Annotated in this window: 21 protein-coding genes; 13 read left to right on the plus strand and 8 right to left on the minus strand. The window is 68.1% G+C overall.

Going from position 1 to position 20,602, the window contains the following annotated elements:
• Nucleotides 1-2: 2 nt before the first annotated feature.
• The gene (locus tag IPU70_RS05730) at nucleotides 3-1,121 is read left to right on the plus strand and encodes a class I SAM-dependent methyltransferase (RefSeq protein WP_207465663.1); all 1,119 of its coding nucleotides are present in this window, start codon (nucleotides 3-5) and stop codon (nucleotides 1,119-1,121) included.
• Nucleotides 1,122-1,143: 22 nt separating this feature from the next.
• On the opposite strand, the gene IPU70_RS05735 is transcribed toward IPU70_RS05730, so the two are convergent.
• Genes IPU70_RS05735 through IPU70_RS05745 form a run of 3 tightly spaced genes read right to left on the minus strand, consistent with a single transcriptional unit; the run spans nucleotide 1,144 to nucleotide 2,964 of the window.
• Nucleotides 1,144-1,830, minus strand: coding sequence for a DUF1345 domain-containing protein (locus IPU70_RS05735; protein WP_207465664.1), 687 nt, complete (start codon nucleotides 1,828-1,830; stop codon nucleotides 1,144-1,146).
• Between the two features lie 34 nt (nucleotides 1,831-1,864).
• On the minus strand, nucleotides 1,865-2,389 hold the full coding sequence (locus tag IPU70_RS05740) for a chromate transporter (protein ID WP_013395800.1): 525 nt from the start codon (nucleotides 2,387-2,389) through the stop codon (nucleotides 1,865-1,867).
• Nucleotides 2,386-2,964 (minus strand): chromate transporter, encoded by a 579-nt coding sequence (locus IPU70_RS05745; RefSeq protein WP_207465665.1) that lies wholly within the window; start codon nucleotides 2,962-2,964, stop codon nucleotides 2,386-2,388. The genes IPU70_RS05740 and IPU70_RS05745 overlap by 4 nt, the downstream gene beginning before the upstream one ends.
• Before the next feature lie 125 nt (nucleotides 2,965-3,089).
• On the opposite strand from IPU70_RS05745, the gene IPU70_RS05750 reads away from it, so the two are divergent.
• From IPU70_RS05750 to IPU70_RS05765, 4 genes are all read left to right on the plus strand, one after another.
• Entirely contained in the window at nucleotides 3,090-4,010 is a 921-nt protein-coding gene (locus tag IPU70_RS05750; protein ID WP_207465666.1) for a LysR substrate-binding domain-containing protein, read from the plus strand.
• 46 nt (nucleotides 4,011-4,056) lie between these two features.
• Nucleotides 4,057-4,860 (plus strand): glutamate racemase, encoded by an 804-nt coding sequence (murI, locus tag IPU70_RS05755; protein WP_207465667.1) that lies wholly within the window; start codon nucleotides 4,057-4,059, stop codon nucleotides 4,858-4,860.
• A gap of 148 nt (nucleotides 4,861-5,008) precedes the next feature.
• Nucleotides 5,009-5,434 (plus strand): universal stress protein, encoded by a 426-nt coding sequence (locus IPU70_RS05760; protein ID WP_041656145.1) that lies wholly within the window; start codon nucleotides 5,009-5,011, stop codon nucleotides 5,432-5,434.
• 16 nt (nucleotides 5,435-5,450) lie between these two features.
• Nucleotides 5,451-5,879 carry a universal stress protein gene (locus tag IPU70_RS05765; protein ID WP_013395805.1) on the plus strand — a complete coding sequence of 143 codons (429 nt, stop codon included), beginning with the start codon at nucleotides 5,451-5,453 and terminating at the stop codon, nucleotides 5,877-5,879.
• Between the two features lie 15 nt (nucleotides 5,880-5,894).
• Here the strand turns inward: IPU70_RS05765 and IPU70_RS05770 are convergent, their stop codons facing one another.
• The 3 genes from IPU70_RS05770 to IPU70_RS05780 are packed head-to-tail and all read right to left on the minus strand — an operon-like array spanning nucleotide 5,895 to nucleotide 8,277.
• The gene (locus IPU70_RS05770; RefSeq protein WP_207465668.1) at nucleotides 5,895-7,271 is read right to left on the minus strand and encodes a sensor histidine kinase; all 1,377 of its coding nucleotides are present in this window, start codon (nucleotides 7,269-7,271) and stop codon (nucleotides 5,895-5,897) included.
• Nucleotides 7,268-7,930: a response regulator transcription factor gene (locus tag IPU70_RS05775; RefSeq protein ID WP_013395807.1), complete on the minus strand. Its 663-nt coding sequence runs from the start codon at nucleotides 7,928-7,930 to the stop codon at nucleotides 7,268-7,270. Before IPU70_RS05775 ends, IPU70_RS05770 begins: the two co-directional genes overlap by 4 nt.
• Entirely contained in the window at nucleotides 7,930-8,277 is a 348-nt protein-coding gene (locus IPU70_RS05780; protein ID WP_207465670.1) for a PepSY domain-containing protein, read from the minus strand. Before IPU70_RS05780 ends, IPU70_RS05775 begins: the two co-directional genes overlap by 1 nt.
• A gap of 172 nt (nucleotides 8,278-8,449) precedes the next feature.
• On the opposite strand from IPU70_RS05780, the gene IPU70_RS05785 reads away from it, so the two are divergent.
• The 6 genes from IPU70_RS05785 (at nucleotide 8,450) to IPU70_RS05810 (ending at nucleotide 15,355) form a co-directional block, all read left to right on the plus strand.
• On the plus strand, nucleotides 8,450-8,761 hold the full coding sequence (locus IPU70_RS05785) for a PepSY domain-containing protein (protein ID WP_207465672.1): 312 nt from the start codon (nucleotides 8,450-8,452) through the stop codon (nucleotides 8,759-8,761).
• A 74-nt stretch (nucleotides 8,762-8,835) separates the two neighbouring features.
• Nucleotides 8,836-10,179: a ferric reductase-like transmembrane domain-containing protein gene (locus IPU70_RS05790; RefSeq protein ID WP_207465674.1), complete on the plus strand. Its 1,344-nt coding sequence runs from the start codon at nucleotides 8,836-8,838 to the stop codon at nucleotides 10,177-10,179.
• Nucleotides 10,180-10,242: 63 nt separating this feature from the next.
• Nucleotides 10,243-11,577: a sorbosone dehydrogenase family protein gene (locus tag IPU70_RS05795; RefSeq protein ID WP_207465676.1), complete on the plus strand. Its 1,335-nt coding sequence runs from the start codon at nucleotides 10,243-10,245 to the stop codon at nucleotides 11,575-11,577.
• A gap of 19 nt (nucleotides 11,578-11,596) precedes the next feature.
• Nucleotides 11,597-12,301: an SDR family oxidoreductase gene (locus IPU70_RS05800; RefSeq protein ID WP_207465678.1), complete on the plus strand. Its 705-nt coding sequence runs from the start codon at nucleotides 11,597-11,599 to the stop codon at nucleotides 12,299-12,301.
• A gap of 100 nt (nucleotides 12,302-12,401) precedes the next feature.
• A complete protein-coding gene (locus IPU70_RS05805) occupies nucleotides 12,402-13,967 on the plus strand; it encodes a DUF1800 family protein (RefSeq protein ID WP_207465680.1) in 1,566 nt (521 codons plus the stop codon).
• The gene (locus IPU70_RS05810; RefSeq protein WP_207465682.1) at nucleotides 13,964-15,355 is read left to right on the plus strand and encodes a DUF1501 domain-containing protein; all 1,392 of its coding nucleotides are present in this window, start codon (nucleotides 13,964-13,966) and stop codon (nucleotides 15,353-15,355) included. The genes IPU70_RS05805 and IPU70_RS05810 overlap by 4 nt, the downstream gene beginning before the upstream one ends.
• Before the next feature lie 22 nt (nucleotides 15,356-15,377).
• Here the strand turns inward: IPU70_RS05810 and IPU70_RS05815 are convergent, their stop codons facing one another.
• Together IPU70_RS05815 and IPU70_RS05820 are read right to left on the minus strand one after the other, a co-directional pair.
• Nucleotides 15,378-17,015: an acyl-CoA synthetase gene (locus IPU70_RS05815; protein WP_207465684.1), complete on the minus strand. Its 1,638-nt coding sequence runs from the start codon at nucleotides 17,013-17,015 to the stop codon at nucleotides 15,378-15,380.
• 36 nt (nucleotides 17,016-17,051) lie between these two features.
• Nucleotides 17,052-18,341: a hypothetical protein gene (locus tag IPU70_RS05820; RefSeq protein ID WP_207465685.1), complete on the minus strand. Its 1,290-nt coding sequence runs from the start codon at nucleotides 18,339-18,341 to the stop codon at nucleotides 17,052-17,054.
• A gap of 101 nt (nucleotides 18,342-18,442) precedes the next feature.
• On the opposite strand from IPU70_RS05820, the gene IPU70_RS05825 reads away from it, so the two are divergent.
• The gene (locus IPU70_RS05825; RefSeq protein ID WP_207465688.1) at nucleotides 18,443-19,282 is read left to right on the plus strand and encodes a GntR family transcriptional regulator; all 840 of its coding nucleotides are present in this window, start codon (nucleotides 18,443-18,445) and stop codon (nucleotides 19,280-19,282) included.
• A 74-nt stretch (nucleotides 19,283-19,356) separates the two neighbouring features.
• Nucleotides 19,357-20,538, plus strand: coding sequence for an ABC transporter substrate-binding protein (locus IPU70_RS05830; protein WP_207465689.1), 1,182 nt, complete (start codon nucleotides 19,357-19,359; stop codon nucleotides 20,536-20,538).
• Nucleotides 20,539-20,602: the final 64 nt, after the last annotated feature.

The raw sequence follows: 20,602 nt of genomic DNA on the forward strand, positions 1-20,602 counted from the left end.
CGTTGACCGTCCCTGAAATCCGCTGGGAAGAAAACCAGACCCCCCATTCCGCCCGCTGGCGCTCCGAATCCGGCGCCGCGCCGCCCAAGCGCGTGGTGGTCGCGGACGACACCATGACGGCGGACATGGCCTACCGCCAGGCCTGCGAAGGCGTCGGCCTGCTGTGGCGCGGCGATTTCCAGAATGCGCGGCAACTGCTGCAGGCCATGACGCGGCGGGTCGACAAGCGCCCCCGCAAGCCCGTCGACACCCTGCTGGACGCCTTCAACCAGCACCGCCAGATCCAGTCGCAGCGCGCCCGCATCCTGGGCATGTTGCTGATCCCGTTCGACGCCGGCCACGGTATTCCGCTGCGCCGCGCGCCCGACGCGCAACTGGCCTGCGAGGAAGCCCATGGCCCGGCCGCCGAGCCCTATGTCGCGTCGCTGCGCGAACTGCTAGGCCTGATCGGCGCCTTCGAATGGCGCAAGAAAGGCGTCGAAATCCCCGCGCTGAACGCCCGCATCCATCCGCACTACGGCGTGTTTTCGCCGCTGCGCGGCGAGTACGTCGATCTGGTGGCGCGCACCCCGATGCCGCGCGGCAGCGTGGCCTTCGACATCGGCACCGGCACCGGCGTGCTGGCCGCCGTGATCGCACGCCGCGGCGGCAAGCGCGTCATCGCCACCGACACGGATCCCCGCGCCCTGGCCTGCGCCCGCGAAAACCTGGAGCGGCTGGGCCTGTCCAAGCAGGTCGACGTCGAAGAAACGGACCTGTTCCCCGAAGGACGGGTATCGCTGATCGTCTGCAACCCGCCCTGGCTGCCGGCCCGCCCCAGTTCGCCCGTCGAGCATGCGGTCTACGATCCCGACAGCCGCATGCTGCGCGGTTTCCTGAACGGACTGGCGGCCCATCTGACGCCCAACGGCGAAGGCTGGCTGATCCTGTCGGACCTGGCCGAACACCTGGGCCTGCGCAGCCGCGAAGCGCTGCTGGAAATGATCAGCCAGGCCGGCCTGCAGGTCATCGAACGCATCGACACGCGGCCCACGCATGGCCGCGCGCAAGATGCGAGCGACCCGCTGCACGCGGCGCGCTCGAAGGAAGTCACGTCCTTGTGGCGCCTGGGCGCAGCCTGAGGCGTGGCCCCGCTGGGCGGTCCTAGGCCCGCCCAGCCGCCACGTTCACGCTGATGGCGATGATGAAGACGTTGAAGAAAAACGCGATGACACTATGCGTCAGCGCTGTGCGGCGCAAGCGCCGGTTCACGATCTGCACGTCCGATACCTGGAACGTCATGCCCAGCACCAGCGCGAAATAGGCGAAGTCCCAGTAGTCAGGATCTTCCGTACCCGGGAAATCCAGTCCCTTGTGCATGGCGTTGCGATGGCCGTAATAGCCATGCGCGTAGTGCAGCGCGAAGATCATGTTCATGTAGAGCCACGACAGGATGATGGTCGCGGCGGCGGCCAGCATGGCCAGTACGCTGCCCACGCCGCTCTCGCCCCGCAACTCGACCCACAGCGCCATCATCACCATGCAGGACAGCGCCACGCTGCTCCACAGCACGCCCGTGCGGCCGACATCCTGCTGCTGCGCGTGCTGGCGCATGGCCGCAGAACTGGTCCGGCCGAACGCCCGCGCCGTCATCAGCAGGAACACCAGCGCCCCTGCGTCGAATCCCAGCAACAGCGCCAGGACCCACGGCACGCCCAGGGCGTAGAGCGCGCCCGCCGTGAGCAGCAGCAAGCCGGCGCACCCGACCAGGCGCCGATGCGCGTGGAAGAACGGCAAGGCAGCGCCGGAAGCAGCGTCGTCCTCGGGATCGAAATCCTTGAGCGGCGGCATGCGGCGCTCCTTTAGACGTGAACAGGCCCTAACGCTAACCGATGCCGAGCAAACCGACCAGTGCACCGCCGAACAGCAGCCATAGCGGATGGATGCGGGTGACGCTGCCCAGCAGCGCGACCACGGCGGTAATCACGCCCAGCAGCCAGGTATGCACCGAGGCTTCAGTGATGAGCGCCGCGCTGGCGGCCACCAGCCCCACCGTCATGGGGAAGATGCCGGCCTGGATCACCCCGCGCCAGGGGCGGTCCTTGAAGCGCTCCCAGAGCCCCAGGGCAATCACGGTGATGATGGAGGACGGGCCGAACTTGGCGATGGTGGTGACCAGCACGCCCAGGCCGCCGGCCACATGCCAGCCCACCAACGTGACCACCATCAGGTTCGGGCCCGGAGCGGCCTGCCCCAGGGCGAACAGCGCGGAAAAATCGGCTGCCGTCATCCAGCCATGCACGTCCACCACCTGGCGCTGCATCTCGGGCAGGATGGTGTTGCCGCCGCCGAATGCCAGCACGGACAGCTCGGAAAAGATCAGGGCCAGGGCGATCAGGGTGTGGATCATCGACGTTGCCTCCAGACCATCAGGATGCTCAGCGGCGTCAGCACCGCCATGGTCGGCAGCAGCGGAATGCGCAGCACGGCGATGGCGATGAAGCAGGCCGTGGCGACCACGCCGGCCAGCCAGTCGCGGCGCTTGAGCACCGGCAGCCCGATCTTCACCGCCATCGAGATCAGCAGGCCCGCGGCGGCCGCGGCCAGCCCGGCGAACAGGTGCTGGATGTGCGGATCGTCCTGGAAGCGGTCGTACACCATGCCCAGCAGCACCACGATGGCGGACGGCGCCAGGATCAGGCCCATCAGCGCCGCGAAGGCGCCGCGCGGGCCGCGAAACTTCATGCCCAACGCCACCGACAGGTTGATGATGTTGCCGCCGGGCAGGAACTGGCACAGGCCCAGCAGATCGGTGAACTCGGCGCCGCTGAGCCAGCGGTGCTTTTCTACGACCATGCGGCGCGCCAGCGGCAGGGCGCCGCCAAAGGCCGTCAGGCCAAGCATGAGGAATCCGTAGAACAATTGCCCGCAAGTGGGCGCGGGCCGGAGATCGGCCTCGGGGATGGAAGGTGCTGCGTTCATCATTTTTTTATGCCGGCGCCGGGCAAGGGGCGCGGGGTGGAACAGGGGAAGACGACGAGATTGCAGCCTACTCTTCGCCCTGGATAATGTCTAATATATGACTATCTATATATTCATATCGGTTGAATATGGCATCCGTAGACTTGAGGCTGTTGCGCTACTTCCTGGCCGTGGCCGAGGAATCCCACCTGACCAAGGCCGCGGCGCGGCTGGGCATACGCCAGCCGCCGCTGAGCCAGCAGATCCGAGTGCTGGAGCAGGAATTGGGCGTAACGCTGTTCCACCGCCTGCCGCGCGGCATGGAGCTGACCGAAAGCGGCCGCGCGCTGCTGGACGACGCGCGCAACATCGTGGCCCTGGTGGACCAGGCCGTCGAAGGCGTGCGCCGCGTATCGCTGGGCGAGGCCGGACGCCTGACCGTGGGCTTCACCGGATCGGCCGCCTTCCACCCCTTCGTGCCGTCCGTCATCCGGCGTTTCCGCGAGGCCGCGCCCAACGTGAGGCTGGTGTTGGAGGAAAGCAGCACCGGTGAACTGATGGAGGCTGTCGGCGCGGGCCGCGTGGACGCGGCGTTCATCCGCGGCCCCTATGGCCTGGGTCCCGGCGTGGTGGTGGAAACCGTGCTGGAGGAACCGATGCTGGCCGCCTTTCCCGCCGATCACCCGGCTGTCAAGGGCCGGTCGCGCAAGCGCATCGCGCTGTCCGAACTGGCCGACGAATCCTTGATCCTCTATCGCCGCCATAGCGGGCCAGGGCTGTATGACGCCATCATCGCCGCCTGCGGCGCCGCCGGCTTCAGCCCCCGTGTGGCCCAGGAAGCGCCGCGCATGCTGTCCACCCTGAGCCTGGTGGCGGCAGGCCTGGGCGTGTCGCTGGTGCCGGCGTCGCTGCGCCGCGTGAACATCGAAGGCGTGGTCTACGTCAACCTGACCCAGCCCGCGGAGCTGCGCGCGCCGCTCAACCTCATCTGGCGCGACGAATCCCTGTCGGGCGCGACCCGCAAGCTGATCGACGAGGCCCGCCGGCAGCGGGAGGAATCGCTGGCCTGAGCACGCGGCGCTACACTGCCCCGCACCCGCACTCTGCATTGCAGCCATGTTTTCAGAATCCCCCATAGGCATCTACGATTCCGGCGTCGGCGGACTGAGCGTGCTGCGCGCCATCCGCGACGCGCTGCCCCACGAATACCTGCTGTACGTGGCCGACTCGGCCCACGTGCCCTACGGCGAAAAGACCCAGGACTACGTCGAGCAGCGCGCCAGCACCATCGCCGATTACTTCGTGTCGCGCCAGGCCAAGGCCATGGTGGTGGCTTGCAACACCGCGACCGCGGCGGCCATCGCCCAACTGCGCCAGCGCCATCCGCAACTGATCATCATCGGCGTGGAACCCGCCATCAAGCCCGCCGCGCACCTGACCACGAGCGGCGTGGTCGGCGTGTTCGCCACCACCGGCACCCTGGCCAGCCCCAAATTCGCGGCGCTGGTCCAGCGCCAGGCCCCCGAAGTCCGCATCCTGTTCAGGCCCTGCCCCGAATGGGTGCGGCTGGTGGAACAAGGCGTGCTCAGCGGCCCCGAGGCCGAGGCCGCGGTGCGCGCTCCCGTGGCGGAGCTGCGCGAAGCCGGCGCCGATGTGCTGGTGCTGGGCTGCACCCACTTTCCTTTCCTGCGCGACGCGATCCAGGCGGCTGCCGGCCCCGGCGTGCCGCTGCTGGAAACCGGTGCGCCCGTGGCGCGCTGGCTGCGTCACCAGCTCCAGGAACGCAGCCTGCTGCGCGCCGACGGCCCGGGCGACCTGCGTCTGGAGACCAGCGGCTCGGCCGAGGCGCTGAGCGCGCTGGCCCCACGCCTGCTCGGACAAGCGCCCGCCGCACATACTTTGGAGCCGCGCTGGCGTTGATGACGCGTCGACCGCGCGCCCAGCGGACCCCGATTGCGCGCTGATTGCGCCCGGTTTGATCCCGCGCATGTCGCGCTTGTCCGATTCGGCGAATAATTCGGATACAGTGGACTACAACGCCGCCCGCGGCGCGCACAAGGAGACGCCCATGAAACGCATCCTGATCCCCGTGGACGGTTCGCAGCCCGCCGTCCATGCGGTCCAAGCCCTGCTCGACGCCCGCGGCTACGACCCCGTCGAACGCGTGGAACTGCTCACGGTCCAGATCCCCCTGAAGTCGGGCAAGATCGGCCGCGGCCTGTCGCAGGCCGAGATCGACGCCTACCACGAGGAAGAAGGCCGCCACGCGCTGCAGGCCGCCAGCGACCTGCTGACCCAGGCCGGCGTGCCCTTCCAGGCCCGCGTCGAAGTAGGCGCGGCGGCCGAGACCATCGTGCGCGTGGCCGACGAATCCGGCGCCGACGAGATCTACATGGGCTCGCGCGGGCTGGGCTCGGTGTCGTCCTGGTTCCTGGGTTCGGTCGCAACACGCGTCCTGCATCTGACGGAGTTGCCCGTCACTCTGGTCAAGTAACCGTCAAGGAGCATCCATGCTGAACATCCTGGTCCCTGTAGACGGCTCCGACAACGCCAACCGCGCCGTCCTGTATGCCCGCCAGCTGGCCCAAGGCGCCGGCGCCGCGCGCATCCATCTGCTCAACGTCCAGACGCCCGTGCAAGGCCGGGCCGGCCTGTCGCGCCTGATCACGCAGGACATGATCGACGAGTTCTACCTGCGCGAAGGCCAGGAGGCCACGGACGAGGCGCGCAAGCTGCTGGACGTGACCGGCGCCGACTACACCAGCCACGTCGCATTCGGCCATGCGGCGACGGAAATCGCCGGCTACGCGCAAGACCACAACTGCGCACGCATCGTGATGGGCACGCGCGGCAACGGCACACTAGCGAACATCCTGATCGGCTCGGTCGCCAATCAGGTGCTGCAACTGGCCGAAGCGCCGGTCACGCTGGTCAAGTAAATCCGTGCGCCGGCCTCAGGCGGCCGGCAGCCACAGCGACACTCTCAAGCCGCCCAACGGCGAGCGCTCGGCCCGCACCTGCCCGCCATACGTGGTGGCCAGGTCGCGCACGATGTCCAATCCCAGGCCCGATCCCGGGCGCTGTTCGTCCATGCGCACACCGCGCAGGAAGATGCGCTCGCGCTCCTCGTCGGCAATGCCGGGACCGTCGTCGTCGATCTGGATCAGCAACTGGCCTGGGCCCGCCGCAAGCGCGCTGACCTGCACCTGGCGTTCGGCCCACTTGCAGGCGTTGTCCAGCAGGTTGCCGACCATCTCCTGCAAGTCCTGCTCTTCTCCGCGGAACACCAGGCCATCGGCAAACGCGGGCATTTCCAGCTGCAAACCGCGCTGCGCGTACAGGCGCTGCATGACCCGCAACAGCCCTTCGATGGGCTTGCGCAAGGGCGTGCGGCTATCGGCCGCATCGGACGCCGCGGCGGCGCGGGCGCGCGCCAGGTGATAGTCGATCTGGCGGCGCGCCATGCCGACCTGTTCCTGCACCAGCGCCGCCAACGGCCCTTCCTCGCGCGCCGCGGCATTGCCCAGGATCGTCAGCGGCGTCTTCACCGCATGCGCCAGATTGCCGGCCTGCGTGCGCGCGCGCTGCACCATGTCGGCGTTGACGGCCAGGGCGCGGTTGAAATCGTCGACCAGGGGCTGGATTTCACTGGGGAAACTACCTTCGATGCGCACGCTCGCGCCGCCATGCTGCCGGGCCAGCTGCCGCCTGAGCCTTGCCAGCGGCCGCAACCCCACCATCACCTGGACCACGGCCGCCACGGTCAATCCGGCCGCCAGCGCGCCCAGCGAAATCAGCAGCATATGGTTGAAGCGCCCTATCGGCTCGGCCAGCACCTGGCTGTCGGCGGCCACGATCAGGCGCAACGGCGCGGCCTCGGTCTCGGCCGGCTCCAGCATGCGCGTCAGCGCGGTGAGACTGTGCTTTTCCGGTCCCGCGATTTCATAGACGCCATCGGCGCTGTCGGCGGCGGGCAGCGCCAGCACCTGGTCCCAAAGGGAACGCGAGCGCGCCGCGCCCACGGCCACCGGGCGGCCCTGCTCGTCGAGCCGGTCGATCTGCCAGTACAGGCCGGACAGCGGCTGCTCCAGCCGCGGGTCGCTCAAGGGCGGCGACACCGCCAGGCGGCCGTCCGGGCCGACGTTCACCGCGGCGGTCAGCTGGTTCAGGTGCAGCGTCAGTTCGGCGCGCAGTTGCTCGGTGATGTGCTGGCGAAACAGGCTGCCCAGCCCCCAGCCGGCCAACACCACCGTGACCAGGATCCAGGCCAACGTGCCGGCCAGCAGGCGCCAGCGCAGCGAGCCGGGTGCGCGCGCGCCTTGCGGCATCATGCGGCGCAGGCCAGGCGGTAGCCCAGGCCGCGCACGGTTTCGATGGTGTCGGGCGGCAGCTTCTTGCGCAGCCGCCCGATGAACACGTCGATGGTGTTGGAATCGCGGTCGTGGTCCTGGGCGTATACATGCTCGGTCAGTTCGCTGCGCGAAATGACTTCCCCCGCGCGCTGCATCAGCACCGCCAGCACCTTGAATTCGTGGCTGGTCAGGGACAACGCCTGGCCGTCCACCGTGACCTTGGCCAGGCGCGTGTCCAGCATCAGCGGTCCGCAGCGCCATTGCGCGCTGGCGTGGCTGCTGGAGCGGCGCAGCAGCGCCCGCACCCGCGCCAGCAGTTCTTCCATGTGGAAAGGCTTGGTCAGGTAATCGTCGGCGCCGGCATCGATGCCGGCGACCTTCTCGTGCCAGTTGTCGCGCGCCGTCAGGATCAGCACCGGCATGCCCTGGCCGCCGGCGCGCCATTGCTTGAGCACGGTCAGGCCGTCCATGACCGGCAGGCCCAGGTCCAGCACCACCACGTCGTAGGTCTCGACCGCGCCCATGTATTGGGCCGTCCCGCCATCGGCCGCGGTATCGACGGTATATCCGGCCTGGCGCAAGGCGTCGGCCAATTGCGTGGCCAGGGTGGGTTCGTCTTCGACCACGAGTATGCGCATCAGTGCTTGTCCCGGAATTGGATGTCGCGCCCCTTCACGCCCAGCACCTTGCCGTCGCGCGCGTCGATCTTCAGCTTGACCAACCGGCCGCCGCCTTGCAGCAGCCGGATCTCGTAGATGAACTCGCCGTCGTCTTCGTCGAATTCGACCTTGACCACCTGCCCGGGATAGTCGCGCTCGACGATGTCCAGCACCGAGCGCAGGGGCAGGACCTTGCCGGCCTGCAAAGCCTGGCGCGCCTGTTCATGGTCATTTTCATCGGCCAGGCCCGCGTTGGGGCCGACAGCCAGCGCCAGCATCAGCGCGCCGCAGGACAGCCAGATTCGGGTACGCGTTCCTCGGGTCATGGTCTCTTTCGCAATTCAGGGTCCGCCATGAGAGGCGATTCTCCGCCCAGTTATAGCGCCGGAAAAATGAACGGCACGTGAACGGCCACTTCAGAATTGGTTCATCCGCACAACCGAATAATGCGGTCATGGTCGCCATTCCGGCAACCCGCAACAACCAAGGAGCCATTCCATGACCGCAATCCGCAACACCCTGGCCGCCCTGGCGCTTGGCGCCGCAACCCTCACCGGCGCGGCCGCCGTGCATGCCCAGACGCCGGCGCAAACGCCGGTCCAGCCCGCCGCCACGGCGCCCGCCAGCGCGACGCTGACCGTGCGCCAGGTCTACGACATGCTGACCGCCGCAGGCTACCGCAACATCACCGAGATCGAGCTCGAACACGGCCGCTATGACGTCAAGGCCGACAACCCGCAAGGCCAGCGCGTGAAGCTGCGGGTCGACGCTCAAAGCGGCGCCGTCCTGCGCAGCAAGATCAAGGACTGAAACGCCGGCGCGATCGCGCCTTGCCACGCTCCGCCCGCATCCGGCGGGCCGAGCGCCCCAACACGGATGTCATCATGAAACCGATAGGAACCGGCGCCGCCCTCGGCGGCTTCCTGCTTGCCCTTGCCCTGGCCTGGGGCCTGGACGCGCTGATCCTGCAGCCGCCCGCCGCGGGCGCCTGGTACTGGATCGCGCGGCAGCAAGGCCTGTACCTCACGGGCGTCTGGTCCATCGGGCTGATGGCCTTGATCATGCTGCTGGCCTTGCGGCCGGCGTGGCTGGAACGGCCGCTGGGCGGCATGGACAAGATCTACCGGCTGCACAAATGGGCCGGCATACTCGCGGTAGGCGCCGGCGCCGCGCACTGGTTGCTGAAGCTGGCCAGCGGCCCCTTGAAGGGTCTGGCGGACGCGGACAACCGTCCCGCCCGCGACGTCGTGCTGGCGTTTTTCGAAGGCTCGCGCGGCGTGGCCAAGGACCTGGGCGAATGGTCGATCTACCTGCTGCTTGCCATGCTGGCGATCACCCTGTGGCGGCGCTTTCCCTACCGGGCCTGGCGCCTCCTGCACCGCGTCATGCCGCTGCTGTTCCTGGCGCTGGTGTTCCATACCGTGGCGCTGGCGCCGGCGTACTACTGGAGCGGCCCCGTGGGCCTGCTGCTGATTCCGCTGCTGGCCGCGGGCGTCTATGCCGCGCTGGTGGCGCTGCTGGGACGCGTTGGCCACGGCCGCCGCGCGCGCGGAAAGATCGTATCGCTGACACACCAGCCGGACGGCATCATGGAGGTCAGCTGCGATCTCGACGCCGATTGGCGGCATCACCATGCGGGGCAATTTGCTTTCGTCACCTTCGACCGCAAGGAAGGCGCCCACCCCTACACGATCGCCAGTGCCCCCGTGCCTGGCGAGCACCGCGTGACATTCCAGATCAAGGCCCTGGGCGACTACACCCGCACGCTGGCGCGCACGCTGCGCATCGGTCAGGATGTCGCCGTGGAAGGACCCTATGGCCGCTTTCAGCTGGAGCCCGACGCGGCTGGCGCCGCGCAGGTCTGGGTTGCGGGCGGCATAGGCGTCACCCCCTTCCTCGCGTGGCTGGAAGCGTTGCAGGCCGGCCAGGCACAGCCGAGGCGCGTGTGGTTGCATTACTGCGTGCGCGACGCCGCGGCCGATCCCTTCGTGCCGCTGCTGCGGGAGCGCTGCGCCGCGCTGGACTGTGTGACGCTGACGATACACAGCGCGCGTGACGGCAACACGCTGACGGCCGGCGCGCTGGCGCAGGGCGAGGTGGCCGCGGGCCGCATCGCCGACGTCTGGTTCTGCGGACCCACCGGCCTGGCGGATGCGCTCAGGCGCGGGCTGCGCAAGCTGGGCGGCGCACACGTGCGCTGGCATCAGGAAGCGTTCGAGATGCGCTGATCATCCCCGGACCGGCGCGGGCCCAAGCGTATGATGGACCTCACCGCCCCTGGAGCATGCATCATGCCCACACCACGCCTTCTGCTGGCCGCCGCGATGGCCGTCGCCACCCTCAATGCCTGCGGCGAAATGGCCACGCTACCGGTCGAGGCCGGCATGGGCCCGTCGCCCCAGCTGCCCGCCCCCAATCCCACCGCCATACCCACCGTGAAGACGGCCAAGGCCGTGGGCTGGCCCGCCGGCGCGCATCCCATGGCCGCCGATGGCATGGCGGTGATCGAGTTCGCCAGCGGCCTGGACCATCCGCGCTGGCTGTACGTGCTGCCCAACGGCGACGTGCTGGTGGCCGAGACCAATGCACCGCCCAAGCCCGAATCGGCCTCGGGCGGATTCAAGGGCTGGGTCGCCGGCCTGGTCATGAAACGCGCCGGCGCCAGGACCGACAGCGCCAACCGCATCACCCTGCTGCGCGACACCGACCACGACGGCGTCGCCGACACCCGTAGCGTGCTGCTCGCGGGCCTGAATTCGCCGTTCGGCATGGCCCTGATCGGCAATCAGCTCTACGTGGCCAATGCCGACGCCGTGGTCCGCTTCCCCTATGAGGCCGGGCAGCAGCGGATCAGCGCCGCTGGCGTGAAGGTCACCGACCTGCCGGCCGGCATCAACCATCACTGGACCAAGAACCTGCTGGCCAGCCCGGACGGCAGCAAGCTCTATGTGTCGGTAGGCTCCAACAGCAACGTCGGCGAAAACGGCATGGACATCGAAGAGGGCCGCGCCGCGATCTGGGAGATCGACGTGGCCAGCGGCAACAAGCGCCTGTATGCCACCGGCCTGCGCAACCCGGTGGGCATGGCCTGGGCGCCCGACGGCAAGACGTTGTGGACCTCCGTCAACGAGCGCGACGAGCTTGGCAGCGACCTGGTGCCCGACTACATGACCTCGGTGCGCGACGGCGGCTTCTACGGCTGGCCCTACAGCTACTTCGGCCAGCACGTCGACACCCGGGTGCAGCCGCCGCGCCCGGACCTGGTGGCGCGCGCCATCGTGCCCGATTACGCGCTGGGTCCGCACACGGCCTCGCTGGGGTTGGCCTGGTCGGGCGGCTCCAAGCTGCCCGCGCCCTACACCGATGGCATGTTCGTGGGCCAGCACGGTTCCTGGAACCGCGATCCGCGCAGCGGCTATAAGGTCATCTTCGTGCCCTTCCGCGACGGCAAGCCCGATGGCGCCGCGCGCGACGTGCTGACGGGCTTCCTGAACCAAAGCGGCGAAGCCCAGGGGCGGCCGGTAGGGGTGGCCATAGACCGCCAGGGCGGCCTGCTGGTGGCGGACGACGTCGGCAATGTGGTGTGGCGGGTCGGTCCCGCTTCTACAATGGCCGCTCCCCAATAATTCAAGACCAGGAGTGAGCATGAGCACGGAAAAAGTGGCGATCGTCACCGCCGGCGGCAGCGGCATGGGCGCGGCGGCGGCGCGCAAACTGGCGGCCGACGGCTGGCGCGTGGCCATCTTGTCTTCCTCCGGCAAGGGCGAGGCCCTGGCGCAGGAACTGGACGGCCTGGGCATCACAGGGTCCAACCGCTCGCCCGAAGACCTGGCGCGGCTGGTGGACGCCACCCTGCAGAAATGGGGCAGGATCGACGCGGTAGTCAACAGCGCCGGCCACGGCCCCAAGGGTCCGCTGCTGGAAATCAGCGACGAGGACTGGCACCTGGGCATGGAGTTCTACCTGCTGAACGTGGTGCGCATCGCGCGCCTGGTCGCGCCGGTGATGAAGCAGCAGAAATCCGGCGCCATCGTCAATATTTCGACCTACGCCACCTTTGAACCGGAAGCGCTGTTCCCCACCTCCGGCGTGTTCCGCGCCGGGCTGGCCGCCTTCACCAAGGTGTTCGCCGACGAGTACGCCCAGCACAATGTGCGGATGAACAACGTGCTGCCGGGCTTCATCGACAGCCTGCCTGAAAAGGAAGACCGCCGCACTCGCATCCCGATGGGCCGCTACGGCACCGCCGAAGAGGTCGCGGACCTGATCGCCTTCCTGGCTTCCGACGCATCGTCCTACATCACCGGCCAGAACATCCGCATCGACGGCGGCATCACGCGCTCGGTCTGAATCCCATGCTTTTGGACTAGTCCCTCGTCCGAATGACGGTATTGAAGCCCGCCCTGGGCTTCAGTACCGTAGGTTTTCGCATTCGACGAGGTGCCTGCGCATGTCCGCTACGCCGTCAGCGGCTGCGCCGCAGTCCGCCGATATCTCCCACCGCAAGCCCACCCCGGGCCAGGCCTCGCGCTTCCTGGCGCAGGCCACGTTCGGCCCCACGCCCGCCGACATCGACGCCGTGGTGCGCGACGGCTACGCGGCCTGGCTGGACGCCCAGCTGGCCATGCCGCCGTCGCAGACCCACTTCGATTGGCTGCTGCAACAAAAAAAGAACACCGAGGAGTTCAAGGGCAACGGCATCAACGCCCCCCTGGAATCCACGCTGTGGCGCAAGTTCATCGCCGCGCCGGACCAGGTGCGCACGCGGGTGGCGTTCGCGCTGTCCGAGATCTTCGTGGTGGGCGTGTCGTCGATCACCGCGTCCTGGCCGCTGTTCGGCGCGGCCGGCTTCATGGACCTGCTGGCCGAGCATGCCCTGGGCAATTATCAGCAGCTGCTGACGGCCGTGACCCGCAACCTGTCGATGGGCTGCATGCTGACCTATCGCGGCAACCGCAAGGAAGATCCCAAGACCGGCCGCCATCCCGACGAGAACTACGCCCGCGAGGTCATGCAGCTGTTCAGCATCGGCCTGCTGGAGCTGGAGCCGGACGGCGCCGTCAGGATGGCGAACGGCGCGCCGGTGGAAACCTATGACAATGCCGACGTGCAGGGCCTGGCCAAGGTCTTCACCGGCTGGGACATCAACGGCCCGGAAACCGATGTGGAGTTCCACCGCCGGCCCATGGCCCTGAACAACGGACTGCATTCCCTGGCTGAAAAGCGCTTCCTGGGCGCGGTGGTGCCGGCGGGCACCGACGGCCACCTGTCGCTCAAGCGCGCCATGGAGGTGATCTGCGCCCATCCCAACGTGGCGCCCTTCATCGGCACGCAACTGATCCAGCGGCTGGTCACCAGCAATCCCAGCCGCGCCTATGTCGGACGCGTATCCGCCGCCTTCAACGACGATGGCGCCGGCGCGCGTGGCAACCTGAGGGCGGTGGTGCGCGCGGTCCTGCTCGACCCCGAGGCGCGCAACCCCGACCTGGCCGCGCCCGGCTGGGGCAAGGTGCGCGAACCCATCGTGCGCTTTGCGGCCTGGGCGCGCGCGTTCGGCGCCACCTCCAACAACGGCGTCTGGGCCATGCCGGACACCACCGACAACACGATCCGGCTGGCCCAGAGTCCAATGCGTTCGGCCAGCGTCTTCAATTTCTTCCGGCCGCGCTACGTGCCGCCGGTGACCGAGCTGGCGCGCCAGCACCTGGTGGCGCCGGAACTGCAGATCACCGACGAGACCAGCATCGCCGGCTACCTGAACTTCCTGGCCATCTATGTGGACCGGGGCTGGGAGGATCTGCAGACCCCCTACACCGCCGAGATCGCGCTGGCGCAGGATCCGTCCGCGCTGGTGGCTCGGGTGGCGCTGCTGCTGGCGGGCGACGCCTACTCCGCCGAGACCGCCGGCGCCATCGCGCAGGCCGTGGCGACGATCCCCGCGGGCCGGCCGCGCGACCGCGTGCGCGCCGCCATCATGCTGGTGGCCGCCAGCCCCGAATACCTGGTGCAGAAATGAAGACCTCCCGCTCCGATGCGCAGACCAGCCGCCGCGAATTCCTGCTGCGCGCCTGCGCGCTGGGCGCCACCGGGGCTGCCGCGCCGCTGGCGCTGAACCTGGCGGCCCTGGGCGCGGCGGCCGCGCAATCGGCGCCAGCTTCTTCCTACAAGGCGCTGGTCTGCGTGTTCCTGTACGGCGGCAACGACCCCTACAACTCGCTGGTGCCCTACGACGCGGCTTCATACAAGGCGTATGCCCAGGCGCGTACCGACATCGCGCTGCCGCGCGACGCCCTGCAGGCCACCGCGCTGCGCGGCAAGGAGGCCGCACCCGGCGGCGTGCAGTTCGCGCTGGCGCCGTCGCTGGCGCCGCTCAAGCCCTTGTACGAAAGCGGCGACATGGCGGTGCTGCTGAACATAGGCCCGCTGGTGGTGCCCACGTCCAAGCAGGAATACATCGGCGCGCGCGTGCCCCTGCCGCCCAAGCTGTTCTCGCACAACGACCAGCAGTCGTACTGGCAGGCGCTGGCGCCGGAAGGCGCCGCATCGGGCTGGGCCGGAAGGCTGACGGACCTGTACGCCGATGCCAACGCGCAACGCACCTTCACGGGCATTACCGCGGGCGGCAGCAGCGTGCTGCTGGCCGGGCGCAAGATTGCCGGATACCGCGTGGGCATCCATGGTTCCACGCAGATAGACCTGCTGACCCGCGACATGTATGGCTCCAGCGTCTGCACCGCCTTGCTGCGCCAACTGATCACCCAGCCGCGCGCGCATCTGATGGAACGCGAGATGTCGCGCATCGCCGCGCAGTCCATCGACGCCGACACGCGCCTGCGCGCAGCGCTTGCGGACGTGGCCGTGCCCGGCGATTTCTCATCGCCGCTCGCGCAGCAGTTGAAGATCGTCGCCCGCATCATCGCCGCCAGGCAGGCGCTGGGCGCGCGCCGCCAGGTCTTCTTCGTGTCGCAGAACGGCTATGACAACCACGCGGGCCTCAACGACACCCACCCCGCCCTGCTGAAGGAGCTGGGCCAGGCCCTGGCCGCGTTCCAGCAGGCCTTGTCGGCGATAGGCGTGGCCGACCAGGTGACCACCTTCACCGCATCCGAATTCGGCCGCACCCTGGGCTCCAACGGCAACGGCTCGGACCATGGCTGGGGCTCGCACCACTTCGTGCTGGGCGGCGCCGTCCAGGGTGGCCGCTACTACGGCAGCCATCCGGAAATCGCCCTGGACGGCCCCGGCTTCGTCGACAACGGCCGCCTCTTGCCCACCCTGGCCGTGGATCAGCTGGGAGCGTCCCTGGGCGCCTGGTTCGGCGCTGGCCGCGAGGACCTGGGCCTGGTGTTCCCGAACCTGCGCCGCTTCGACGCGCAGGCGCTGGACCTGCTGCCGCGCGCCTAGGGCCGTGCCGGCAGCGGCGGACTCATAGCTGCCGCGCCTGTTCGCGCAGCAGGTACTTCTGGATCTTGCCCGTGGCGGTCTTGGGCAACGGGCCGAACACGAAGGTGCGCGGCACCTTGAAGCCGGCCAGCCGGGATCGGCAGAAGCCGGTCAATTCGTCCGCGCTTGCGGCGCAGCCGTCCTTCAGCGTGACGAAGGCGCAGGGCGTCTCGCCCCATTTGGCGTCGGGCCGCGCCACCACCGCCGCTTCCAGCACGGCGGGGTGCGCGTACAAGGCATCCTCGACCTCTACCGTCGAGATGTTCTCGCCGCCGGAGATGACGATGTCCTTGGCGCGGTCCTTGATCTGCATGTAGCCATCGGGGTGCACCACGGCCAGATCGCCAGTATGGAACCAGCCGCCCGCGAAGGCCTCGGCGGTCGCCTGGGGGTTCTTCAGATATCCCTTCATCAGCGTGTTGCCGCGCATCATGATTTCGCCCACGGTAACGCCGTCCGGCGGCACGGGGTCCAGGGTGGCGGGATCCAGCACGCGGACCTGCTCCATCGTGTGCTTGCGCACGCCGATGCGGGCCTTGAGCGCGGCCTGTTCTTGCAGCGGCAGGTTGCTCCAGGCCTCGTGCCAGGCGCAGCTGATCGACGGGCCATAGCTCTCGGTCAGGCCGTACAGATGCGTCACGTCTATGCCCAGTTCATCCATCGCCGCAATCACGGCGGCCGGCGGCGGCGAGCCGCCCGTAAGCGCCTGCACCGGACGCGCGGCGCGGCGCTTGATCTCCGGCGGACTGTTGATGAGCATGCCCAGCACCACCGGCGCGGCGCAGAAATAATCGACCCCGTGCGCCTGGATGGCATCGAAGACGGCGCCGGCCTCGACCCGCCGCAGGCAGACGTTGGTTCCGGCCAGCAGCGCAATGGTCCAGGGAAAGCTCCAGCCATTGCAATGGAACATCGGCAAGGTCCAGAGGTACACGGCATGCTGGCGCATGTCGCAGGCCAAGGCGTTGCCCATCGCATTCAGGTAAGCGCCGCGATGGTGGTACAGCACGCCCTTGGGGCTGCCGGTGGTGCCGGAGGTGTAGTTCAGGCACAGCGACTGCCATTCGTCCGCCGGCCAGGAAAATCCGTCCTGCGCATCGCCCGACGCCAGCAGCGCCTCGTAGCTCATCTCCCCGATCAGCTCGCCCGGCCCGCCGTACTCGGGGTCGTCGATGTCCACCACGCGGATCCGCCTGCTGGTCTTGGCCAGCGCCTGCGCCATGAGCGGCGCGTACTCACGGTCCGTCAGCAACACCGTGGCTGCGCCGTGCTCCAGGATGAAGGACAGCGTTTCCGCGTCCAGCCGGGTATTCAGGGCATTGAGCACCGCGCCCGCCATGGCGACGCCGAAATGGGCTTCGTACAGCGCCGGGATGTTGGGCGCCATCACGGCCACCGTATCGCCGGGCCGCACGCCCAGGCGCGCCAGCCCGCTGGCCAGCTGGCGGCAGCGCGCGTAGGTCTGCCGCCAGTTCTGGCGCAACGCGCCGTGGACGATGGCGGTGCGCTCCGGATAGACCTTGGCCGCGCGCTCGATGAATGTCAGCGGGGTAAGCGCCACGTGGTTGGCGCTGTTGCGTGCGATATCCAGGACATGATGGTCGGGTGTGTCGGCGGGCATCGGAGTCTCACAGAGGCATAGCGCTCACCGCGCCCTTCAGGCGGCGGCTTGCGGGGACAGGCCGCGCAGCGTGGCGCGCAGCAGGGAATCGATTAAGTCCGCGTCCGCCTGCATCAAGCGCCGCAGCAGGCGGTCAGGGCTATCGCCGGACGTTTCCAGATGCCAGCCATACAGGTGCAGCCCGTTCAGCACATAGGCATCGTCCAGGCCTTCCAACACCGCTTGCCGGCGCGGCGCGCGCACCGACGGCGGCAAGGCGTTGTCGGCGCAGTCCGCCACCAGGATGGAAGTCGGCTTGGAAAAATAATCTGTCACCCGCGCGCGGGCTTGCTCCAGCCGGCGCAGCGCCGCGGCATCCAGCGGTTCATCCGCCAGACGCACTTTGAGCAGCACGTTGCGCTGGTCGAGTTCGACGATGTGCAGGTCTTTCTCGACCCAATCCGCATGGACCGGCACGTTCTTGCGGCGGAAGACTTCCGCAGCCGCCAACCCCGCTCCCAGGCCTTCGCCGGCAAGCAGCTGCTTGAAGAAATCCCGCTCGGCCATGGCGCGATCCAGTTCCTGCAGCTCCAGGTCGAGCGCATGGCGTTCGCGCAGGCACTGCGCGCGGCGGGCATGCAATTGCTCATCCGCCGCGCCGCGTTGCAGATCCAGCCACGCCGCCAGGCGCACGCCGCTGCGCTGGCCCAGGCGTTCTATGCAGCGGCGCAATTCCCGCAGGAACAGCGCCGCGCCCGCCTCCTCCTGGGCCAACCCCGGCGCCAGCGCCGGCAGCAGCAGCAGGCGGCCGGGCGGTTCGCTGGCGTAGCTGGCCAGCGTCATGCCCGACCCTGTCTCCAGAATGCTCGCGCCCGGCGCCGCAGACAAGGTCGCGCCAGGCTGAAAACAGCGCGCGGCTTCAGTGAAGAGCGTGCGGAAAGGCTCGCCCGCCTGCCGTGGCGCGGCGTCGCCCTCGATCGCCTGGCTGCTCACCGTCCTGGGCAGGAGAGGCTCGGACCAATCGTAGGGAAGGATGTCTTGCAGGGTATGCACGCCCACCGTGCGCGGCGCGGGAACCAGGACGACCAGCGTGCCGCCCGCGCCCAGCAGGCGTTTGAACTGCTCGCGCCAGTGGCGGCTGGTGGCCAGCAGCCATTCCGAGGCGCCCACGCCCAACACCGGCGGATCGGTGCGTTCGCAGGCGGCCTCCAGCACCGGATACAGCCCGGCGGGATCCCATATGAGCACGTCCGCCCGGTCCAGCGACGCGGGCTGATCAAAGGACAGGACGGCATCCAGGCTGTGGGGCGCGAGTGCCAACGCAAGGTCGAGCGTAGAAATATTCATATCGCTAATCCGTACTTGACTTTCGAAATCAATATATCATAAAGTCTAGTTAACTAGACAAATATACAAATCCTATATACATATCCCGGAACCCAGCTGTCATGTCCACTCTTACGAACGTACGCAGCGAGCCCCCCGTCGCCAGCCCCGTGGCGCTGGACCGGGACTCCCCTCTGCCGCTCTATGTGCAGATCAAGCGGCGCGTGCTGATGATGATCCTGAATTGGCAGCAGGAAAGCGACCGCTTCCACACCGATCATGAGCTGAGCGAGCAATTCGACGTCAGCCGCATGACGGTGCGCCAAGCCATCCAGGAACTGGTGGACGAGGGCTACCTGCGGCGGGTCCGCGGGTCCGGCACCTTCGTCTGCGCCCCCAAGATCGACGAGCAGTTCAGCCCGGCCATGGACTTCATTGACCAATGGTCGGCGCACGGCCGCCCCCTCAGCCTGCGGGTGCTGCACTGCGCCCAGGAGCCCGCCTCCAACGCCGTGGCGCGCGAACTGGACGTGGCGCCGGGCACGCCGGTCTGGAGCATTCTGCGCCTGCGCACGGTCCAGCAGGTGCCGATTTCGATCGACTACCGCTATGTGCGCGTCGACCGCATCCCGCACATCGACGCCCGCCAGGCCGAGGCCGGTTCCTTGCTGGAACTGATCGGCCGCCAGGTCGAGCTGGCCTACGGCAACCTCAAGATCGAAGGCGGCGCGGTGCAGGCCGAACATGCCGACTACCTCAGCCTGCTGCCCGGAGACCCGGTGCTGACGCGGCACCTGGTGTATTTCGACAAACAGGACCGGCCGGTCATGTCCGGCCTGTCCCACTACCGCGCGGACCAGGTCCGGTACTCGGTGCGCGTGCCGTTGCAGAACGGCGCAGGCAAGACGGACCAGGTCTCGGACTCGCTCGAGTTCCGCAACCCCTCGGGCGTAGGGGACTAAGCCCGACTACGTTTTCGCTGTTCGTGGAAGTTGCTGCACACCCCAAATCCCGCATCAGGTACAGGAGTAGCACCATGACTTGCATAACGACGTTTCTGGAGTTCTCGCGGCGCGCAGCCATCGCGCTGCCGGCCGCCGCGCTGATGCTGGGCATGCACGCCGCCAGCGCGCAGGACGCGGTACGGATCGGGTCCATCCTGTCCGTGACCGGTCCCGCCGCCTTCCTCGGCGAAGACATGAAGGCCGGCATGGAAATGGCCATCGACGACATCAACGCCGCCGGCGGCATCGGCGGCAAGAAAGTCGAATGGGTGTTCTACGACGCCGAAAGCCAGACCGCCAAGGCGATCAACGCCACCAAGCGCCTGCTGTCCCAGGACAAGGTGGACATCATCGTCGGCGGCGGCAACATGAGCGGCATCGCCATGGCCATGGTGCCGATGGTCGACAAGGCCGCCACCCCCTTCATTTCCACCGAAGGCTCGATGCAGATCGTGATGCCGGTGGCGGAACGCAAGTACGTGTTCAAGAGCACCGTGGACGACGACCAGGTGATCGACCGGGTGCTGGACTACTTCGACAAGAAAGGCATCAAGCGCGCCGCCCTGCTGGCCGACAACAGCGGCTTCGGCCAGAGCGCCGTCGAGCAGATGAAGCGGCTGGCTGCCAAGCGCGGCATCGACATCACCTACGAATCCTTCAACCCCGCCGACACCGACCTGACCCCGCAGCTCACGCGCATCAAAAACGCGTCGGTGCAGGCCATCATCTGCTGGACCGTCACCCCGGCCGGCGTGGTGTTCATCAAGCAGGCGCAGCAACTGGGCCTGGACAAGCTCACGCTGGTGCACAGCTACGGCTTCGTCGATCAGCGCTATATGAAGCTGGCCGGCGACTCGGTCAAGGACCTCCTGCTGGTCAGCGTCAAGTTCCCGGTGGGCCAGGATCTGCCCGATGCCGACCCCATCAAGACCCGCATCGTGGACCTCAGCAAGCGCTTCGAGGCCCGCTACAAGCGCAAGCCCAACCAGTTCGTGGCCCAGACCTACGACGCCATGATGCTGGCCCGCGCCGCCCTGGAAAAAAGCGGCGGCGACAAGGAAAAGACCCGCGAACAGCTGACCGCCATCACCGGCTACCAGGGCGTGGGCGGGGTCTTCAATTTCTCGCCCCAGCGCCACTCCGGCCTGGACAAGGACGACATCGTCATGCTCGGCTACCGGGACGGTCAATTCCGGCTGGCCGACTACAAGTAAGCAGTCCATCTCCGCAACCTCCACTCACGCGCGCCGCCGGCGCGGCAAACCTGGGAGTGCAGTC

It is taken from the genome of Achromobacter sp. SD115 (genome assembly GCF_017355315.1).
Taxonomy (GTDB): Bacteria; Pseudomonadota; Gammaproteobacteria; order Burkholderiales; family Burkholderiaceae_B; genus Achromobacter; species Achromobacter xylosoxidans_B.

What these genes read in the sequence shown, in the direction of transcription:
- IPU70_RS05820 (WP_207465685.1), bottom strand. Translation starts at nt 18,341, where the DNA reads ATGAATATTTCTACGCTCGACCTTGCGTTGGCACTCGCGCCCCACAGC.
- IPU70_RS05785 (WP_207465672.1), top strand. Translation starts at nt 8,450, where the DNA reads ATGACCGCAATCCGCAACACCCTGGCCGCCCTGGCGCTTGGCGCCGCA.
- IPU70_RS05775 (WP_013395807.1), bottom strand. Translation starts at nt 7,930, where the DNA reads ATGCGCATACTCGTGGTCGAAGACGAACCCACCCTGGCCACGCAATTG.
- murI (WP_207465667.1), top strand. Translation starts at nt 4,057, where the DNA reads ATGTTTTCAGAATCCCCCATAGGCATCTACGATTCCGGCGTCGGCGGA.
- IPU70_RS05780 (WP_207465670.1), bottom strand. Translation starts at nt 8,277, where the DNA reads ATGACCCGAGGAACGCGTACCCGAATCTGGCTGTCCTGCGGCGCGCTG.
- IPU70_RS05830 (WP_207465689.1), top strand. Translation starts at nt 19,357, where the DNA reads ATGACTTGCATAACGACGTTTCTGGAGTTCTCGCGGCGCGCAGCCATC.
- IPU70_RS05765 (WP_013395805.1), top strand. Translation starts at nt 5,451, where the DNA reads ATGCTGAACATCCTGGTCCCTGTAGACGGCTCCGACAACGCCAACCGC.
- IPU70_RS05735 (WP_207465664.1), bottom strand. Translation starts at nt 1,830, where the DNA reads ATGCCGCCGCTCAAGGATTTCGATCCCGAGGACGACGCTGCTTCCGGC.
- IPU70_RS05745 (WP_207465665.1), bottom strand. Translation starts at nt 2,964, where the DNA reads ATGATGAACGCAGCACCTTCCATCCCCGAGGCCGATCTCCGGCCCGCG.
- IPU70_RS05815 (WP_207465684.1), bottom strand. Translation starts at nt 17,015, where the DNA reads ATGCCCGCCGACACACCCGACCATCATGTCCTGGATATCGCACGCAAC.
- IPU70_RS05795 (WP_207465676.1), top strand. Translation starts at nt 10,243, where the DNA reads ATGCCCACACCACGCCTTCTGCTGGCCGCCGCGATGGCCGTCGCCACC.
- IPU70_RS05805 (WP_207465680.1), top strand. Translation starts at nt 12,402, where the DNA reads ATGTCCGCTACGCCGTCAGCGGCTGCGCCGCAGTCCGCCGATATCTCC.
- IPU70_RS05750 (WP_207465666.1), top strand. Translation starts at nt 3,090, where the DNA reads ATGGCATCCGTAGACTTGAGGCTGTTGCGCTACTTCCTGGCCGTGGCC.
- IPU70_RS05790 (WP_207465674.1), top strand. Translation starts at nt 8,836, where the DNA reads ATGAAACCGATAGGAACCGGCGCCGCCCTCGGCGGCTTCCTGCTTGCC.
- IPU70_RS05825 (WP_207465688.1), top strand. Translation starts at nt 18,443, where the DNA reads ATGTCCACTCTTACGAACGTACGCAGCGAGCCCCCCGTCGCCAGCCCC.
- IPU70_RS05740 (WP_013395800.1), bottom strand. Translation starts at nt 2,389, where the DNA reads ATGATCCACACCCTGATCGCCCTGGCCCTGATCTTTTCCGAGCTGTCC.
- IPU70_RS05760 (WP_041656145.1), top strand. Translation starts at nt 5,009, where the DNA reads ATGAAACGCATCCTGATCCCCGTGGACGGTTCGCAGCCCGCCGTCCAT.
- IPU70_RS05810 (WP_207465682.1), top strand. Translation starts at nt 13,964, where the DNA reads ATGAAGACCTCCCGCTCCGATGCGCAGACCAGCCGCCGCGAATTCCTG.
- IPU70_RS05800 (WP_207465678.1), top strand. Translation starts at nt 11,597, where the DNA reads ATGAGCACGGAAAAAGTGGCGATCGTCACCGCCGGCGGCAGCGGCATG.
- IPU70_RS05770 (WP_207465668.1), bottom strand. Translation starts at nt 7,271, where the DNA reads ATGATGCCGCAAGGCGCGCGCGCACCCGGCTCGCTGCGCTGGCGCCTG.